Origin of the sequence: Planococcus plakortidis (assembly GCF_001687605.2) — a bacterium.
Classification (GTDB): Bacteria; Bacillota; Bacilli; order Bacillales_A; family Planococcaceae; genus Planococcus; species Planococcus plakortidis.
Genome location: NZ_CP016539.2, coordinates 1139466 through 1157896 on the forward strand (window position 1 = coordinate 1139466; position 18431 = coordinate 1157896).

At 50.1% G+C, this 18431-nt stretch carries 19 protein-coding genes and 1 tRNA gene; 19 read left to right on the top strand and 1 reads right to left on the bottom strand.

Going from position 1 to position 18431, the window contains the following annotated elements; genetic code table 11:
- Nucleotides 1-46: 46 nt before the first annotated feature.
- The 7 genes from BBI15_RS05780 to BBI15_RS05810 all read left to right on the top strand — a co-directional run bounded on the left by BBI15_RS05780 (nt 47) and on the right by BBI15_RS05810 (nt 6450).
- Complete coding sequence (locus BBI15_RS05780; protein WP_335645704.1) at nt 47-1573, top strand: tetratricopeptide repeat protein; 1527 nt, start codon at nt 47-49, stop codon at nt 1571-1573.
- 67 nt (nt 1574-1640) lie between these two features.
- A complete protein-coding gene (gene trxB, locus BBI15_RS05785; protein WP_068868714.1) occupies nt 1641-2600 on the top strand; it encodes a thioredoxin-disulfide reductase in 960 nt (319 codons plus the stop codon).
- A 206-nt stretch (nt 2601-2806) separates the two neighbouring features.
- A complete protein-coding gene (locus BBI15_RS05790) occupies nt 2807-3292 on the top strand; it encodes an NUDIX domain-containing protein (protein ID WP_068868715.1) in 486 nt (161 codons plus the stop codon).
- Entirely contained in the window at nt 3285-4166 is an 882-nt protein-coding gene (rapZ, locus tag BBI15_RS05795; protein ID WP_068868716.1) for an RNase adapter RapZ, read from the top strand. The genes BBI15_RS05790 and rapZ overlap by 8 nt, the downstream gene beginning before the upstream one ends.
- A gap of 4 nt (nt 4167-4170) precedes the next feature.
- On the top strand, nt 4171-5163 hold the full coding sequence (locus BBI15_RS05800) for a gluconeogenesis factor YvcK family protein (RefSeq protein WP_068868717.1): 993 nt from the start codon (nt 4171-4173) through the stop codon (nt 5161-5163).
- A 21-nt stretch (nt 5164-5184) separates the two neighbouring features.
- Nucleotides 5185-6135 (top strand): DNA-binding protein WhiA, encoded by a 951-nt coding sequence (whiA, locus tag BBI15_RS05805; RefSeq protein ID WP_068868718.1) that lies wholly within the window; start codon nt 5185-5187, stop codon nt 6133-6135.
- Nucleotides 6136-6192: 57 nt separating this feature from the next.
- On the top strand, nt 6193-6450 hold the full coding sequence (locus BBI15_RS05810; protein WP_058381251.1) for an HPr family phosphocarrier protein: 258 nt from the start codon (nt 6193-6195) through the stop codon (nt 6448-6450).
- A gap of 63 nt (nt 6451-6513) precedes the next feature.
- Here the strand turns inward: BBI15_RS05810 and clpP are convergent, their stop codons facing one another.
- Nucleotides 6514-7125 carry an ATP-dependent Clp endopeptidase proteolytic subunit ClpP gene (gene clpP, locus BBI15_RS05815; RefSeq protein WP_068868719.1) on the bottom strand — a complete coding sequence of 204 codons (612 nt, stop codon included), beginning with the start codon at nt 7123-7125 and terminating at the stop codon, nt 6514-6516.
- Between the two features lie 166 nt (nt 7126-7291).
- Here clpP and BBI15_RS05820 point away from each other — a divergent pair.
- The 12 genes from BBI15_RS05820 (at nt 7292) to BBI15_RS05875 (ending at nt 18413) form a co-directional block, all read left to right on the top strand.
- Nucleotides 7292-7363 (top strand) — tRNA-Arg (locus BBI15_RS05820).
- 155 nt (nt 7364-7518) lie between these two features.
- The gene (locus tag BBI15_RS05825) at nt 7519-8097 is read left to right on the top strand and encodes a LemA family protein (RefSeq protein WP_068868720.1); all 579 of its coding nucleotides are present in this window, start codon (nt 7519-7521) and stop codon (nt 8095-8097) included.
- Entirely contained in the window at nt 8094-8882 is a 789-nt protein-coding gene (locus tag BBI15_RS05830; RefSeq protein WP_068868721.1) for a TPM domain-containing protein, read from the top strand. The genes BBI15_RS05825 and BBI15_RS05830 overlap by 4 nt, the downstream gene beginning before the upstream one ends.
- A gap of 14 nt (nt 8883-8896) precedes the next feature.
- Nucleotides 8897-9127: a glutaredoxin family protein gene (locus tag BBI15_RS05835; protein ID WP_068868722.1), complete on the top strand. Its 231-nt coding sequence runs from the start codon at nt 8897-8899 to the stop codon at nt 9125-9127.
- 119 nt (nt 9128-9246) lie between these two features.
- A complete protein-coding gene (locus BBI15_RS05840) occupies nt 9247-10290 on the top strand; it encodes a sugar-binding transcriptional regulator (RefSeq protein ID WP_068868723.1) in 1044 nt (347 codons plus the stop codon).
- Complete coding sequence (gene gap, locus BBI15_RS05845) at nt 10291-11298, top strand: type I glyceraldehyde-3-phosphate dehydrogenase (protein WP_068868724.1); 1008 nt, start codon at nt 10291-10293, stop codon at nt 11296-11298.
- 114 nt (nt 11299-11412) lie between these two features.
- Nucleotides 11413-12594 (top strand): phosphoglycerate kinase, encoded by a 1182-nt coding sequence (locus BBI15_RS05850; RefSeq protein WP_208599457.1) that lies wholly within the window; start codon nt 11413-11415, stop codon nt 12592-12594.
- 13 nt (nt 12595-12607) lie between these two features.
- Nucleotides 12608-13369: a triose-phosphate isomerase gene (tpiA, locus tag BBI15_RS05855; RefSeq protein WP_068868726.1), complete on the top strand. Its 762-nt coding sequence runs from the start codon at nt 12608-12610 to the stop codon at nt 13367-13369.
- Nucleotides 13362-14894: a 2,3-bisphosphoglycerate-independent phosphoglycerate mutase gene (gene gpmI / locus BBI15_RS05860; RefSeq protein ID WP_068868727.1), complete on the top strand. Its 1533-nt coding sequence runs from the start codon at nt 13362-13364 to the stop codon at nt 14892-14894. The genes tpiA and gpmI overlap by 8 nt, the downstream gene beginning before the upstream one ends.
- A 313-nt stretch (nt 14895-15207) precedes the next feature.
- On the top strand, nt 15208-16503 hold the full coding sequence (gene eno / locus BBI15_RS05865) for a phosphopyruvate hydratase (protein ID WP_068868728.1): 1296 nt from the start codon (nt 15208-15210) through the stop codon (nt 16501-16503).
- 830 nt (nt 16504-17333) lie between these two features.
- Nucleotides 17334-17561, top strand: coding sequence for a preprotein translocase subunit SecG (gene secG, locus BBI15_RS05870; RefSeq protein WP_058381240.1), 228 nt, complete (start codon nt 17334-17336; stop codon nt 17559-17561).
- 105 nt (nt 17562-17666) lie between these two features.
- Complete coding sequence (locus tag BBI15_RS05875; RefSeq protein ID WP_068868729.1) at nt 17667-18413, top strand: alpha/beta hydrolase; 747 nt, start codon at nt 17667-17669, stop codon at nt 18411-18413.
- The last annotated feature ends 18 nt before the right edge of the window (nt 18414-18431 follow it).

Here is an 18431-nt window from a genome sequence, read left to right on the forward strand (position 1 = left end):
AAAGGAACGATTCAGGTCGTTCCTTTTCTTGTTACGGAGGCATATTTTGGAGAAAAACAAAAGGAAAAATTTCGACAATGTCGTATCATTCATTCCGACAGGGGAATTTTATTATCAAAAGGCGCTTAAGGAATTGCAGCGTGAACAATATGATAAGGCGTATAAGTATTTGCAGCGCGCGAAGGAACTGACTCCCGACGATCCGCTCATCTTGATGCATTACGGGGTGGTCTTGATGGAGCGGCAGGAATTCGAGCTGGCGATGGATGAGTTGCGCACTGCCCACAAGCTCGATCCGGAAGAACCGAATATTTTATTCTTTTTGGCTGAAGCCCATGCGCATCTCGGCTTGTTTTTCGATGCCCGGAAATATGCCAAGGCCTATCTCGAAAAGGATACAAGCGGAAGCTACGCGGCGGAAGCGATGGAGATTATCGATTTTGCCGAACAGGAAGACTGGCAATTGTTCGACGATGAAGGAGAAGCCCATAACAGCGAGTACTATTATTTACAGGAAAAAGCACGCAGGTTAATGGAACAAGGCAAATTTCCGGAAGCGATTGAATTATTGGAAGAAGTGATCGAGGAAAAACCCGATTTTTGGGGCGCCTATAACAACCTGGCGCTTGCATATTTTTATATTGGGGAAACGGAAATGGCGAAATCGCTGCTTCACGAAGTACTCCGCAGAAATACTGGCAACCTGCATGCCTTATGCAATCTGGCAGTATTTCATTATTACGAGAAAAATGATGAATTGGAGGATATCCTCGACTTGCTGAAGAAAATCCAGCCTTATGTGTTTGAGCATCGCTATAAACTGGGGGCGACGTTCGCATTGGTCGGGAAATACAAGGAAGCGTACCGGTGGCTGAAAAGCTTGCAAAAACGCGGGTTCGACGGGGACCCGGCATTCTATTTCTGGCTGTCGCACGCCGCGTACCATTCCGGCCACGAAGAAACTGCCAAGCAGGCATGGGAGCAATTGAAACGGATGGACCCGGCAAAAGAAGGGTACGAGCCGTGGGGAGAGCAGGCGGTGATGCCGCATGTCGATGCCCTCGAGCACGACCGGGATTTCCTGGCCCGCAAACTCGACCATCCGCATTTAAGTGAGCGAATCTATGGCTTGTTCCTGCTCGGGAAATCTTCGCATAAACAGGAGATCATCTCACATCCGAATTGGCTGAAATCCGAGCAACCTTCCGTACTGGAAACGTATATGCTCGGCTATGCGCTTGGCCATCCGTTCCGCGAATCGGTCAAGGAAGAGAAAGCATTTTTACGCGCGATGGAAACAGCGGAGCGCTTGTATTACCAAAAAGGGATGGTCGACCAAGAGAATGACGGCGTCTTCCAGTTATGGTTCATGTTGGCGGAGCAAGCTTTTGATGCGCATTATGCATTCCGCAACCCTGCAGCTCTTGCCGCTGCCGTCAGTTATATGGTTGAATCGGCGGAAAAACGGGAAACGACAAAAAAAGCGGTTGCCGCTAAATTCGGGACTTCTGCCGCAACGATGTCCAAATATGTCGATGAATTAAGCGGTTTTTTGCCGGACTTCGACAGCTAGGCATAAAAGTTGAAGGCGGCAGTTTATTGCTTTACGATTTAGCTAGTGATAACGAGGAGGGCCTACGATGACAGAAACGACGAATATTTATGATGTGTTAATTATCGGTGCAGGGCCGGCTGGCATGACAGCGGCGGTCTATACATCCCGAGCCAATCTTTCAACGCTCATGCTAGAGCGCGGGATTCCAGGCGGACAGATGGCCAACACCGAAGAAATTGAAAACTATCCAGGGTTTGACCATATTCTCGGCCCTGACCTATCGACGAAAATGTTTGAACATGCGAAAAAATTCGGCGCTGAGTATGCATACGGCGACGTCACCGAGATCATTGACGGCGACGAATTCAAAACCGTCAAAGCGGGGACAAAAGAATACAAAGCCCGCGCCATCATCTTGACGACCGGGGCCGAGTACAAGAAAATGGGCATCCCGGGCGAAAGCGAACTTGGCGGACGCGGCGTCAGCTATTGCGCAGTGTGCGATGGCGCCTTCTTTAAAGGAAAAGAATTAGTGGTCGTCGGCGGCGGTGACTCTGCAGTCGAAGAAGGCGTTTATCTGACGCGATTTGCGGACAAAGTGACCATCGTCCACCGAAGAGATGAATTGCGCGCCCAAAAGATCTTGCAGGATCGCGCTTTCGCGAATGACAAGATCGACTTTATCTGGGACACGACAGTGAAAGAAATCCACGAAAAAGACGGCAAGGTCGGAAGCGTCACATTGGTATCGACAAAAGACGATTCCGAACGGGAATTCGAAACGGATGGCGTGTTCGTCTACATCGGAATGTTGCCGTTGACGAAACCATTTGAATCGCTGGGCATCTTGAATGACCTGGGCTATATCGAAACGAATGAAGAAATGGAAACATCGGTGCCTGGAATTTTCGCGGCAGGAGATGTACGGGATAAAACTTTGCGCCAAGTCGTCACCGCGACAGGCGACGGCAGCATCGCCGCGCAAAGCGTCCAGCATTACGTGGAAGAGCTTTCAGAGAAAATCGCTTCCAAAGCGCAAGCTTAACGAGTTCTTAATCACCCTGTAACAGCATTGTCATGCAAAAGAGGTATAGTGGGTATAGTAAATCAACCCCCTTTTTATATAGTTATTTTTGATAGGCTGCTTTCCGGATGCTCCGGGGAGTGGCCTCTTTTTTTGCATTCTTTTGCATGACACGCCAGGATAGATGTATAATGGAAATAGTTTATATTAGATGCGGAGTGGCAAATGTGCAGCGAATCGCGAATTTATTGCTAATAGAGAATGGCAAAGTATTATTGATGAAAAAGCCGCGCAGGGGCTGGTACGTGGCTCCTGGCGGCAAAATGGAAAGCGGCGAATCGGTTTACGAAGCGGCCATCCGCGAGTTTAGGGAAGAAACCGATGCAGAACCGCTGGACGTCCATTTAAAGGGCGTCTACACCATGATGATCCAGGAAGGCGGGGAAACCGTGGATGAATGGATGCTGTTTACGTTCCGGGCAAAACGTCTTCACGGGACGCCGTTCGAAGAAACACGTGAAGGGGTTCTCGAATGGCACCCGGTAGAGAGCCTGCATACCCTCCCGATGGCGGAGGGGGACCGGACGAACCTATTGTTTGCGGCTTCTCAGGAAGGGGTCCAATATGGGACTTTCTATTATACGCCGGAGTTCGAACTGCTAAAGGAGAACATCCAATCATCGAGCGAAGAGGTGAACCGCCGACATGGATAAACATAACGAAGAAACCGAATTGATCATCATCACCGGCATGTCCGGTGCAGGAAAGACAGTGGCCATCCAGAGTTTTGAAGACCTCGGTTTTTTCACCATCGATAATCTTCCGCCCGCGCTTCTTCCGACATTCATCAAGTTGATGCGGGATTCAGGCAAGTCGATGAAACGCGTCGCAGCGGTCATGGATCTCCGCGGCGGTGATTTTTTCGCCAGTCTCGTTGATGCCATCGATGATTTATCGAAGGAACCGGAAGTGGCGATCACCATCCTGTTCCTCGATGCGGAAAACCAGACGCTCGTCAGCCGCTATAAAGAAACACGGCGCTCCCATCCGCTGTCGCCAGGCGGGCTGGTCCTCGGGGGCATCAAAAAAGAGCGTGATATGTTGAAAGACCTGCAGGGGCGGGCCCATTATATGTACAATACATCCGAAATGAGCCCACGCCAGCTGAAAGAGAAAATCACCTCGGATTTCGCTTCGAAAACAAGCAATGTCTTTACGGTCAACCTGATGTCTTTCGGCTTCAAGCATGGCATGCCGATCGATGCGGACCTGGTTTTCGATGTGCGCTTCCTGCCGAATCCTTATTATATAGAAGAATTGAATCCACAATCAGGTTTGGATCAGCCTGTTTCTGATTACGTCTTGAAGTGGCAGGAGACGCAGACATTGGTGAAAAAGCTGGAGGATCTGTTCGATTTCATGATTCCCCAGTATAAACAGGAAGGCAAAGCGCAATTGGTCATCGCTTTCGGCTGCACCGGCGGCCAGCATCGGTCGGTGACGCTTGCTGAGTATTTCGGGAAATATCTATCGAAAAACAATAAAGTCAGCATTACGCATAGAGATGTGAAAATCAGAAAGGGTTGAGCACATGGAAAAAAGTCTCCAGCAAAAACGAGTTGTAATCATCGGGGGCGGGACCGGTCTGTCCACTTTGCTGAGGGGCTTGAAAACTTTTCCGCTCGATTTGACGGCGATTGTCACGGTGGCAGATGATGGCGGGAGCTCGGGGCGTCTTCGGGATGACCTGGATATCCCGCCGCCAGGAGACATCCGCAACGTCATGGCTGCATTATCCGACGCGGAACCGCTCGTTGCCGAAATGTTCCAATACCGATTCAAGCATTCGCTTGATTTGGAAGGCCATTCGCTGGGGAATCTGATGCTTGCGGCTTTGACCGACTTGACAGGTGATTTCTCGCACGCGGTGCGGGAAATGAGCCGCGTCTTGAATGTCAACGGCACGGTTCTTCCTGCCGCCAATCAATTGGTGACCTTGAACGCAGAGCTTGAGGACGGGACCATCATCAAAGGGGAATCCAAGATCCCTGCTTATATGCAGCCGATCAAGCGGGTCTTCCTTGAACCGGCAGCCGTCAAGACTTTGCCCGATACGATACAGGCGATCCAATCGGCCGATGTCATCGTCATCGGGCCGGGTTCCTTGTACACGAGTATCTTGCCGAATTTGCTCGTGAAAGATATCAAGAAAGCGCTGCTCGAAGCAAAAGCACGAAAAATCTATATTTGCAACCTGATGACCCAAGCAGGGGAAACATACGGCTATACGGCTTCGGATCACGTGAAAGCCCTTTATGACCATGTAGGCGTAGATTTCCTCGATGCCATTTTGATCGATAAAGTCCAAATGCCTCAAGGCGTGGCTGAAAGATACAAAAAAGAAAAAGCGTGGCCGGTGGAATACGATGAAGAACGCCTGAAAAAACTTGGGCTTGAAGTATATCGCCATGATATTGCGAATATTTTCGGGGAAGCTGTCCGGCATGAACCGATGAAAGTGGCGAAATGGCTTTTTGAATATGCCAGCAGCGAATCACAGGCATCGCGGCGACGATATTCTTAAAGCCTGAAAGGGGGGGCATAATTGTCTTTTGCATCAGAAACAAAAAAAGAAATGACCCAGATCGACGTGGATGACTGCTGCGGCAAGGCAGAACTTTCTGCGATGATCCGCATGAACGGCACATTGTCATTTTCCAACCGCCAGTTGAGCCTGGACATCCAAACGGAAAACGCAGCCATCGCGAGAAGGATCTATACGTTGCTGAAACGTTTTTATAAAGCTTACCCAGTGGAATTGCTGGTACGTAAAAAGATGCGCTTAAAAAAGAACAACATCTATATTTGCCGTTTGAGGGAAGGCGCGAAGCTGGTGCTTGAGGATCTGCTGATTTTGTCGGAAGGATTCCAGTTCCAACAGGAAATCTCGCCTGAGCTGATTTCGACGACGTGCTGCAAACGTTCTTATTTGCGCGGGGCTTTCCTCGCGGGAGGTTCGGTCAATAACCCGGAAACATCCTCCTATCACCTGGAAGTCTACTCTTCCTATAAAGATCACGCTGAAGCGCTGGTCATCCTGATGAACCATTTCCAGTTGAACGCGAAAATGATCGAACGGAAAAAAGGGTTTGTGACATACTTGAAGGAAGCGGAGAAAATTTCCGATTTCCTGAGCTTGACTGGCGCCCATTCGGCACTGTTGAAATTCGAAGATGTCCGGATACTCCGCGATATGCGCAATAGCGTCAATCGTTTGGTCAATTGCGAAACGGCCAATTTGAATAAGACGATCGATGCGGCGCTGCGGCAAATCGAGAATATCCGCTTTATCGACCAGGTCATCGGCATCGACCAATTGCCCGACCGCCTGAAAGAGATAGCCCGCTTGCGTGTCGAGTACCAGGATGTCACACTGAAGGAACTGGGCGAGATGGTATCGACAGGAAAAGTGAGCAAGTCAGGCGTCAACCACAGGCTCCGGAAAATCGATGAGATTGCCGAGTCGTTAAGAAAAGGCGAAACGATCAGCCGGTAAACCGGCTGCTCTTTTCTATAGATTGCGTGAGAGTCAAGTTTTCGGAGGAGGATATGCATGGTAGAAAAACAAGTGGAAGTGCAATTGAAATCAGGATTACAAGCGAGACAGGCGGCATTGTTCGTACAGGAAGCCAATCGCTATAGTTCGGATGTTTACTTGGAAAAAGGCGATAAGAAAGTCAATGCCAAGAGCATCATGGGCATCATGAGCCTGGCTGTCAGCAAAGGCACGAACGTCACGATTTCGGCAGACGGCGCCGATGAGGAATCAGCGGTCGATGCACTGGCGCAATTGATCGATAAAGAAGCTTAAGCCCGGGTGCGTTGAGCATCAAAAAAAGAGCTGCCCCGCATAGGGCAGCTCTTTTTGTTTGGTTTAATCTTCTTTTTCGTGGTTTTCCGGCAATTTATTGCGCGTGATGATTTGGTCGACAAGGCCATATTCAAGTGCACGTTCTGCAGTCATGAAGTTGTCGCGGTCTGTATCGCGTGAAATCACTTCCAGTGGCTGGCCAGTACGTTCAGACAGGATCTGGTTCAGCTTTTCGCGCAAGAACAAGATGCGTTTTGCGGCGATTTCGATTTCAGTCGCTTGCCCTTGAGCCCCGCCAAGCGGTTGGTGAATCATGACTTCGGCGTTAGGCAAGGCGTAGCGTTTGCCTTTAGTGCCGGCAGCGAGAAGGAAAGCGCCCATGGATGCAGCCATGCCGATGCATACTGTCTGGACATCCGGTTTGATGAATTGCATTACATCATAGATCGCCATGCCGGCAGTGATGCTGCCGCCTGGGCTATTGATATAGATGGAGATATCCTTTTCAGGATCCTCCGCCTCAAGGAATAGCAACTGCGCAACGATGGAGTTCGCGACATTATCATCGATTCCGCTGCCGAGCATGATGACGCGGTCTTTCAATAGACGGGAATAGATATCATAAGCGCGTTCCCCTCTGCTTGTCTGTTCGATTACTGTAGGGATTAAATTCATGGATAATTTCCTCCTTTGGGTAAATGTAAGTGCTGCTGAAACGCCGTTCAGCCGTACATTCATCATACACATCATGGTCAATGAAGGTCAAATCTAACGAATTGAAAATAGGCGCTTGAAATAAGAGGAAAGCTTTTGTATAATAGAAAAGTCGCAAACAACATTTGCCCTCGTAGTGTAAAGGATAACACGTAAGATTCCGGTTCTTGAGATGGGGGTTCGATTCCCTCCGAGGGTGTAAAAAAGGAAAGACCGCATAGCCTGCCACAGGCTGTGCGGTTTTTTCGTTGAATCTTAAAAACATTTGAAACGTCGAATCATAGAGAATTGGTTTCATGGCATAGGCAGTAAGGGAAAACAAAAAATATTATTGCAAAAGAAAGGGGACGGAACATGAAAAAATTACTGATACCATTGCTGCTAGTGATTGGCCTGATCGTCATCGCCATTGCCATATTCGGTTCAAGCTATAATAACTTTGTCCAATTGGAAGAAGACGTCAATCAATCGTACGCACAACTTGAAAGCCAATTGCAGCGCAGGCTCGATCTGATCCCGAACCTGGTCGAGACGGTGAAAGGCTTCGCCGACCAGGAACAAGAGGTCATCGAAAGTGTCACGGAAGCCCGTTCGAGTATGGCAAACGCCGGTTCGGTTGAAGAACAGGCCGAAGCAGATGCTGAACTGAGCGGGGCGCTCAGCCGCTTGCTCGTTGTCGTCGAGAACTATCCGGAAATCCGTTCGAGCGAGAACTTCCAGCAATTATCCGATGAACTTGCCGGCACGGAAAACCGGATCGCAGTCGCACGGCAGGACTATAACGGTTCGGTAACGGAATTCAACCGGGAAGTACGCAGCTTCCCTGGCAATATGGTGGCAGGAATCTTCGGATTTGACGAGAAGGAATATTTTGAAGCCGATGCGGGTGCGGAAGATGCGCCGGATGTGGATTTCGGGACTGACGGAGAATGATTCGAAAAATTTCTGTTTGGCTCTTGTTGCTGCTGACGTTCGCCAGTACCGCGCAGGCGGCAGAGTTTCCGGAATTGACTGATGATATTTACATCCAGGATATCGCCGGTGTCCTGAGCGAAGAGCAAGAAGCCGAGATCAAGAACTTGGGGGCCGGTCTCGAAGACGCGACAAGCGCTCAGATTGCCGTCATGGTAATCGATTCATTGGAAGGCGAGCCGATCGAAAGCTATGCCAATGAAGCCTTGCGCCATTATGGCGTTGGATCTGCTGAGGACAACAACGGCGTATTGGTCGTGCTGTCGATGACGGACCGCGAGATTTATATCGAAATCGGCTATGGCCTTGAAGGTGCACTTCCTGACGGCAAAGTTGGCCGTATCCTGGATGACTACGCTGTCCCGTATTTGCGTGAAGGCCAGCCAGACGAAGCAATTCTCAATACGTATCAAGCGCTGTATAATGAAGTCTCTGCAGAATACGATTGGGATGGAGAAGCGGTCAGCCCACAGCCGCTTAACGAAGTGACACCAAGCAGCGATGAAGGCGATGGGGGCATCATGCAACCGATCTTGACCTTCTTGATCGTACTTGTTCTACTGTTCCTGTTTACAGGAGGAGGCGGCGGCCGTGGACGTCGCGGCCGCGGCAGAACGATGAGGCGCGGCGGGTTTTTTGGGCCTGGCAGTTTTGGCGGCGGCTTCGGAGGCGGTTCCGGTGGTGGAGGATTCCGTGGCGGCGGGGGCGGCTCTTCAGGGGGCGGCGGAGCCGGGCGAGGTTTCTAAGGAGGAGGAATGGCATGTATACGCTTTACACACGGCCAAACTGTGGGCTTTGCGAAGAAGCGAAGTCTGCACTTACGCTTTTACAGGAAGATTACCCGATTGACTTTCGGGAGATCAATATTGAAGATGATGAACAATTGCACGAGCGATATATGCTGATGATTCCAGTTCTTGCAAAGCAAGAGAAAGTGCTGCTCTATGGAAATTTCGGCTACGGTGAACTTCTGGAAGCGTTAATTCTTTAACGCTTCTTTTTATTTGCATAAATCTAATAGCTCGGCTACAATGAATTTAGTGGGACGTAATTATATTAGGTGGGACAAAATTCGTCCAACAAAATTCGTCCAACAAAAGGGGTGGAGCGATGGATCCAGTTCTGCAAGCGCAAGTGCATTTATTGCCTGAACTGCCAAGTTTGCTGAAAAAGCGCTATAGCATCCTCGAGCTGATTCAAACCGAACAGCCCGTTGGCAGGCGTACGATCAGCGACATGACAGGCGTAGCCGAAAGGGAAATCCGTAAAGAGACCGACTTATTAAGGGATCAAGCTTTGATCGAAATGAGCAAGAGTGGCATGAGCCTCACGTCAATAGGGGGCGATGTCCTCGAGCAACTCCGTGAGCTAGTCAAGGAATTGGCCGGTACGGCCGAGCTTGAAGCCGGGCTTCAAGCGAAACTCGGCATCAGGCAAGCGGTCGTCCTCCCGGGAGACAGCGACCGGCTCACGTCTGTGAAAAATGCTATCGGCAGGCAAGCGGCTCGCATCGCAGAAGAAAAGTTCGAAAGCTGCCGGACAATCGCCGTTACAGGCGGCAGCACGATGGCAGCCGTTGCAGCTGAAATCCGGGCGGCAAAGAAAAATCCGGCCATGCAGTTTATTGCTGCACGGGGCGGGCTGGGTGAGGAAATGCTTCACCAAGCGAACACCATCGCTTCATCCTTTGCCGATAAAACAGGCGGAACTGTTCGCACGCTCTATCTGCCTGAGCATATGAGTGCAGAAGCGCTCGAAATGATGATGAAAGAACCGATCATCAAAGAAATGATGGAGCTCTATGACCAGACGGATCTTGTCATCCATGGAATCGGTGATGCAGAAGAGATGGCCATCAGGCGCCGCTCGTCTGTCACGGAAGTCGAAAAGATCAAGACAGGCGGAGCTGTCAGCGAAGCCTTCGGTTATTATTTCGACAAACTCGGAAAAATAGTTTACCGCATCCCGACAGCGGGGATTCAATTAGAGCAGGTCCAAAAAGCACCGGGCATCATGGCCGTCGCTGGAGGACGCACCAAAGCGCGCGCCATCGAATCTTATTTCCAGGCCGCGCCCGAACGAACCATCCTGATTACGGATGAAGGGGCAGCAAGGGCAATACTCAACCCAACAACAAAATTGGAGGAATTATAAATGACTTTAAAAATGGCAATCAATGGTTTCGGCCGCATCGGCCGTGTAGTATTCCGTGAAGCGATGAACAACAGTGAAGTGGAAGTAGTGGCAGTCAATGACCTTACCGATGCAGACATGCTGGCGCATCTATTGAAATACGATTCCGTGCACGGTGCTTTGGATGCAGACGTTTCCGCTAAAGACGGATCGATTTTCGTCAATGGCAAGGAAATCAAAGTGTTCGCTGAGAAAGACCCTGCGCAATTGCCTTGGAAAGAACACGGTATCGACATCGTCCTGGAATCGACTGGGATTTTCACGACTGAAGAGAAAGCTTCCAAGCATATCGAAGCAGGCGCTAAGAAAGTCATCCTTTCAGCCCCTGGCAAAAACGGCATGAAAATGCTTGTGATGGGCGTCAACGAAGAGACGTATAACCCGGATGAGCACCATGTTGTATCAAACGCGTCATGTACGACAAACGGCTTGTCCGGCATCTCGAAAGTATTGAACGATAAGTTCGGCATCAAGAAAGCGATGATGACAACAATCCACTCGTACACGAACGACCAAGCATTGCTCGATGCGCCTCACTCAGACTACCGCCGTGCGCGTGCAGCTGCTGAGTCGATGATCCCGACAACGACTGGCGCAGCGAAATCAGTCGCCAAAGTCTTGCCTGAACTTGAAGGCAAAATCGACGGCATGGCGATTCGCGTCCCGACACCGAACGTTTCATTGATCGACCTTGTCGCTGAACTTGAAACGGATGCATCTGTCGAAGAAGTCAACCAAGCACTTAAAGACGCGACGGAAAATGAGCTGAAAGGCTATCTGGCATACAGCGAACTTCCGCTGGTATCACGCGACTATAACGGCAACACTGCATCCGCTACGGTAGATGCTGCATCCACAATGGCTCTTGGCGGAAACATGGTCAAAGTCCTTGCATGGTATGACAACGAATCAGGCTACTCTGCACGCTGCGTCGACTTGGCTGTGCACATGTACAAAAAAGGGCTGTAACCTGAAAATCATAGCTTAATTACCAATGAACCTCTATAATTAAAGAGGGTAAAAGGGGTGGGGATTTTACCCCACCCCTTATTTTTTTGAATATAATTGGGAGGTATTTTCATGTTGCAGAAAATGACCATGAAAGACTTGGATTTGAAAGGGAAACGCGTATTTTGCCGTGTAGATTTCAACGTACCGATGGACGGCGGGAAAGTGACTGACGACACACGGATTCGTGCGGCGCTTCCGACCATCGAGTATTTGGTCGGACAAGGCGCAAAAGTGATCTTGGCAAGCCATCTGGGGCGCCCGAAAGGCGAAGTCAACGAAGACATGAGACTTGCCGCTGCAGGCGCCCGGTTGGCCGAATTGCTTGGCAGCGACGTGAAATGCCTGGAGGAATCCGTTGGGGAGACAGTCGAGCAGGAAATTGCTTCACTGGAGCCTGGCGACATTCTGCTGCTTGAAAATGTACGGTTCCATGCGGGTGAAGAGAAGAACGACCCGGAACTCGCAAAACAATTTGCAGCCCTGGCAGACGTTTTCGTCAATGATGCATTCGGCGCTGCGCACAGAGCGCATGCTTCCACGGCAGGAATCGCACAACATCTGCCTTCGGTATCCGGCCTGCTTCTTGAAAAAGAGCTGGATGTCCTCGGGAAAGCTCTATCGGAACCGGACCGCCCGTTTACCGCCATCATCGGCGGGGCAAAAGTGAAAGACAAAATCGGGGTCATCGACCATTTGCTCGATAAAGTCGACAATTTATTGATCGGCGGCGGCCTGTCCTATACCTTTATCAAGGCGCAGGGCCATGAAATCGGCAATTCGCTAGTTGAGGAAGATAAACTCGAGCTCGCCAAATCGTTCATCGACAAAGCGAAGGAAAAAGGCGTGAAGCTTTATTTGCCTATCGATGCAACAGTCGCGAACGAGTTCTCGAAAGATGCTGAAACAAAGACGGTGAAAATCGAAGAAATCCCTTCCGACTGGATGGGGCTCGATATCGGGCCGGAAACAGCGAAATTGTATGCTGAGGTTATCAACCAATCGAAGCTCATTATCTGGAACGGGCCGATGGGCGTGTTTGAAATGGAAGCTTTTGCTAACGGGACAAAATCCGTCGCTCAAGCGATGGCAGAAACGCCAGGCTATACAGTTATCGGCGGTGGCGATTCCGCAGCGGCAGTCGAGAAATTCCATGTAGCGGACAAGATGGACCACATTTCAACAGGCGGTGGAGCTTCACTGGAGTTTATGGAAGGTAAGGACCTGCCAGGCGTCACCGCATTAAGCGATAAATAAAGGGAGTGTTTTTGTGAGAAAACCGATCATTGCAGGAAACTGGAAAATGTATAAGACAGCATCACAAGCGAAGGAATTTGTGGAGCAAGTGAACGGCTTGGTGCCGGACGCGGAAAAGCTTGATTCCGTCATCTGTGCGCCCGCTCTATACCTCACGCAACTAGTCGATGCTGCTGGAAACAGCCCGTTGAAAATTGGCGCGCAGACGATGCACGAAAAAGGCGAAGGCGCATTCACCGGGGAAATCAGCCCTGTGCAATTGGCTGATATCGGTGTCGATTATGTCATTATCGGGCATTCGGAACGCCGCCAGTATTTCAACGAAACCGATGAAACAGTCAATGCAAAAGTGAAATCGGCGTTTTCGCATCAATTGACACCGATCCTGTGTGTCGGTGAAACGGATGAACAGCGTGAAGCCGGCCAAATGGAAAGTATCGTGGAAGCGCAAGTCGAGAAGGCTGTAGAAGGCTTGACCGACGCACAAATCGCAGAACTGGTCATCGCTTACGAGCCAATCTGGGCAATCGGAACAGGCAAAACAGCGACCGCTGAAGATGCCAACGAAGCTTGCGGCATCGTGCGCAAGAAAATCGCTTCACTTTACAGCGAAGACACGGCTGGAAAAGTCCGCATCCAATACGGCGGAAGCGTGAAACCCGCGAATATCCAGGAATTGCTTTCGATGGAGCATATCGACGGCGCATTAGTCGGCGGCGCGAGCTTGGAAGCGGACTCGTTCGTCAAGCTGTTGGAGGCGGGTTCGAATGCGTAAAACGGCACATCCGGCAGCATTGATCATCCTGGATGGCTTCGGCTGCCGCGAAGAAACCGCTGGAAATGCAGTTGCACAAGCGCATAAACCGAATTTCGACAGGTTGTGGAACGAATATCCCCACGAACTGCTGACAGCCTCCGGGGAGGCTGTCGGTTTGCCGGATGGACAAATGGGCAATTCCGAAGTGGGCCATTTGAATATCGGCGCAGGCCGCATCGTTTACCAAAATTTGACCCGTATCCATAAATCAATCAAAGACGGCGATTTCTTTGAAAATCCCGCATTTCTGGACGCTGTCATGAACGCCAAGGAAAACGGCAAAGCTTTGCACGTCATGGGTTTGCTAAGCGACGGCGGTGTCCACAGCCATTATGAGCACTTGTTCGCTTTATTGCGCCTCGCGAAACAGCAGGGCTTGAGTGAAGTGTATGTACATGGCTTTTTAGACGGCCGCGATGTCGGGCCGAAAACAGCACTCCATTATATAGAAGAAACCGAAAAACAAATGAAGGAAATCGGCATCGGCCGTTTCGCTTCCATCAGTGGGCGTTATTATGCAATGGACCGCGACAAGCGTTGGGAACGCGTCGAGCTTGCTTACCGCGCGATGGTCGACGGCATCGGCCCAAGCGCCAGTTCCGCTGCTGCAGGTGTCGAAGCATCCTACGCTGAAGGGATTGTGGATGAGTTCGTCCTGCCGTTTACGGTCGTGAAAGAAGGGGAAGCGCCTGCGGTCATCGAATCCGGAGACTCCGTCATTTTCTTCAATTTCCGGCCTGACCGCGCCATCCAATTGACGACGGTGTTGACGCGCCCGGACTTCGCCCATTTCCCGCTGAGCGTCCACCATCCGAAAGAACTGGTGTTTATCAGCTTCACGACCTATAGTGAAGAATTGGAGACACGCATTGCTTACGGCAACGTCAATTTGGTGAATACGATCGGGGAAGTGTTATCCGCGAACGGCATGACGCAATTGCGCATCGCCGAAACGGAAAAATACCCGCATGTCACTTTCTTCATGAGCGGTGGGCGGGAAGAAGTGTTCCCGGGAGAAGACCGCATTCTCGTATCGTCGCCTAAAGTGGCAACCTACGATTTGCAGCCTGAAATGAGCGCCTACGAAGTGACCGACCGTCTCGTCGAACAAATCGACGCCGGCGCACACGATGCGATCATCTTGAACTTCGCGAACCCGGACATGGTCGGCCATAGCGGCATGCTCGAGCCGACGATCAAGGCAATCGAAGTCGTGGACGAATGCCTCGGGCGCATTGTGGAAGCCCTCCACCGCCAAGGCGGCTCGGCGCTTATCACAGCCGACCACGGCAATGCCGATGAAGTGCTGACTGAAGACGGCTTGCCGATGACGGCGCACACGACTAACAAAGTGCCAGTCATTTTGACCAAGCACGGCGAAGTCTTGCGCAGCGGCGGCATTCTAGCGGACCTCGCACCAACAATCCTTAAGTTGCTCGATGTTGAGCAGCCAAAAGAGATGACTGGGAAACCGTTGTATTAAAAAGTATTCAAGAGCTGTATAAGTTGAATTAATTTGTTGAAATTTAAAATTCCTTGCAAATCAGGAAAGATAAAAGAGTGGAAGGTGGCGACTCCTGCGGGAGCAGTGACGGAGCAGAGCGACGGAGCGACATGAGCTGAAGACCCTGGACTGAGCGCAAGTGAAGGAAGCGGCTGAAGCCATGCCCGCGGAAAGCGTCCGCCTGGAACGATTTCAAAGCTATCTTTTCCAACTTATATAATTAAAAATCTTTACATTTCGAATAACTTATAAATGAAATTGAATAAACCATTTGAAAAGGGAGCTGTTGACATTGCCAATTATTACACACATCCAAGCACGTGAAGTACTCGATTCCAGAGGGAACCCGACTGTTGAAGTCGAAGTATTCACAGAAAGCGGCGCATTCGGCCGCGCGATCGTGCCATCTGGCGCATCTACCGGAGAACACGAAGCGGTTGAGCTTCGCGATGGCGACAAGAGCCGTTACCTCGGGAAAGGCGTCCTAAAAGCGGTCGATCATGTAAACAACGAAATTGCTGATGAGCTGGAAGAAAACTATTCGGTACTGGATCAAGTATCCATCGACCAAGCATTGATCGAGCTTGACGGCACTGAAAACAAAGGCCGCCTCGGTGCGAACGCGATTCTTGGCGTTTCCATGGCAGTTGCCCATGCAGCAGCAAACTATTTGGACCTGCCTCTTTACCAATACCTTGGCGGATTCAACGCCAAGCAATTGCCGGTGCCGATGATGAACATCCTAAATGGCGGCGAGCACGCGGATAACAATGTCGACATCCAGGAATTCATGGTAATGCCAGTAGGCGCTGAATCTTTCCGCCATGCTCTTCGCATGGGTGCAGAAATCTTTCACAACTTGAAGTCTGTACTGAAAGACAAAGGCTATAACACATCTGTAGGCGACGAAGGCGGATTCGCACCGAACCTGGGCTCGAACGAAGAAGCGCTCGAGACAATCATGACCGCAATCGAGAAAGCAGGTTTCAAGCCAGGACAAGACGTCTTGCTCGCGATGGACGTGGCTGCTTCTGAAATCTACGACAAAGAAAAAGGCGTCTACACATTGGCTGGCGACAACACGGTCAAGACTTCAGCTGAAATGGTCGACTGGTACGAAGAGTTGGCAAACAAATACCCGATCGTTTCCATTGAAGACGGATTGGACGAGAACGATTGGGACGGCTTTAAGCTCTTGACGGACCGTATCGGGGATAAAGTACAGCTGGTCGGCGATGACTTGTTCGTCACCAACACGAAGAAATTGGCGCAGGGCATCGAGCAAGGCATCGGCAACTCGATCCTCATCAAAGTGAACCAAATCGGTACATTGACAGAAACATTCGATGCGATCGAAATGGCGAAACGCGCTGGCTACACAGCGGTCATCTCCCACCGTTCAGGCGAGTCGGAAGATGTGACGATTGCGGATATCGCAGTTGCGACAAATGCTGGTCAAATCAAGACAGGCGCACCGTCACGTACGGACCGCGTAGCGAAATACAACCAATTGCTTCGCATCGAAGACCAATTGCATGACACAGCGAAATACTTGGGCGTAAAAACTTTCTATAACTTGAAGAAATAATAGCGAATAGCTGAGGACAAGCTGCCGGAGATTTTTTTCGGCAGCTTTTCTGTTAGAATGTGTGAGGAAGAAGAGCTTGCATAGTACGGGTTTTCTGAAGCTGATTTATGAATCATTGTAAAAAGCTTACGCTTCAGGGGCATGATTGTGGCTCGCAGGATGCGAGTCATGCAGCTGAAGCGACAGGACGTCGCGTTCTCAGCTGCCCGATAGTCGGGGCGGGCGTCGAGCCCTTATGGCTGCGCCATATAGGTCTCGCCTGTCCCGCGCAGCCCCTCCGGCGTCAGCCCCTTGCACTTCAGCTTTGAAAAATTTCTATAAAAACTGGGCTTTGCTCATAGACTTTCTTATAAATATCGGGTGTTAATCAGAACGGAGCAAAATAGCGCAGAACCCCTAACTGCTCCTGCAGCGCTTCGCACTGCATCGCAAAGAATTAGCCTCGTTCACGTCGGCTAATTCTTGCCTGCGGGAAAGCGAGACAGATGAGACCCTGGACTGAGCAAAGCGAGGGAAGCGGCTCAGCGCTCGCCCGCGGCAAATGTATAGGCGAAGTAAAGCTAAGCCTATACATTTGCGATGCTCGAGCTTCGCAAGAGTAGAGCAAGCTTTTGTTGCAGCTATTTTGCGGAGTGAAGTTTAAATGCAATATTACTTTCCGCTCTACTAGATAAAGCAAATGTTCCTCACCAACAGATTCAAAAAAGAATGAACAGAAAAAGATGAAATGGTCTAAACTATTTGTATTTTTTAGGGGCTCTATTGCTTGAGGTTTCAATTTTTGGTAAACTAGAGTTTGTTGTGAAGGTTCTTTTCAGGAGGTGGTATTTATGCATACATTGTTAATGACATTACTTCTTATCGTCTCGATCGCTTTGATTGTTGTCGTTCTATTGCAATCAGGGAAAAGTGCAGGCCTTTCAGGAGCCATCTCCGGTGGAGCAGAGCAACTTTTCGGCAAGCAAAAAGCCCGTGGGTTGGATCTTGTCCTTCACCGGGTGACGATCGTCCTTGCTGCCTTATTCTTTATTCTGGCTATCGCCGTAACGAAAGTATAATGTAGAGCACATCGCCTGACCATTTAGTGGTTGGGCGTTTTCTTTTAGGGGAAATTGGGCACAGGCCTATATAATAGAAAGTAAATTCAGTTGGAGGGAAAGTTTATGCGTATTTCACAACCGAAACCATTTTTCTTTGAGCAAGGGCCGCGTGCGGTTCTGTTATTGCACGGGTTTACCGGCAATTCGGCAGACGTCCGGATGCTCGGGCGATTTTTGGAAACGAAAGGCTATACGAGCATCGCGCCGCATTATTCGGGGCACGGTGTCGCGCCTGAGAAGCTGGTGGAAACCGGGCCTGAGGATTGGTGGAAAGACGTTGAACAGGCGTATCAGACACTGGTCGATAAAGGATATAAGGAAATCGCCGTGGCGGGCTTGTCGCTCGGCGGCGTATTCAGTTTGAAACTGGGGTATACAAAGCCTATCAAGGGCATTGTGACGATGTGCGCGCCAATGCACATGAAATCGACTGACCTGATGTATCAGGGCGTTTTGGAGTATGCCCGTGAATACAAGAAATATGAAGGAAAAGATGATAAGCTTATCGAAGAAGAGATGAAGAAGTTCGAGGAGAAGCCGATGGAAACACTCAAAGATTTGCGGGAGTTGATCGGCAAAGTACGGGACAATGTCGATCATGTCTACGCACCACTTTTCGTCGTCCAAGGCTCTCTCGACAAAGTCATTAACCCAGAATCTGCGAACATCATCCACGATGAAGCGGAGTCGACTGACAAGCGCATCAAATGGTACGAGAAATCGGGCCACGTCATTACGCTGGATCAGGAAAAAAAGCAATTGCATGAAGACATATACGAGTTTCTCGAATCGCTCGATTGGAGCGTGTGAGACGGTCTCAAAAGGAGG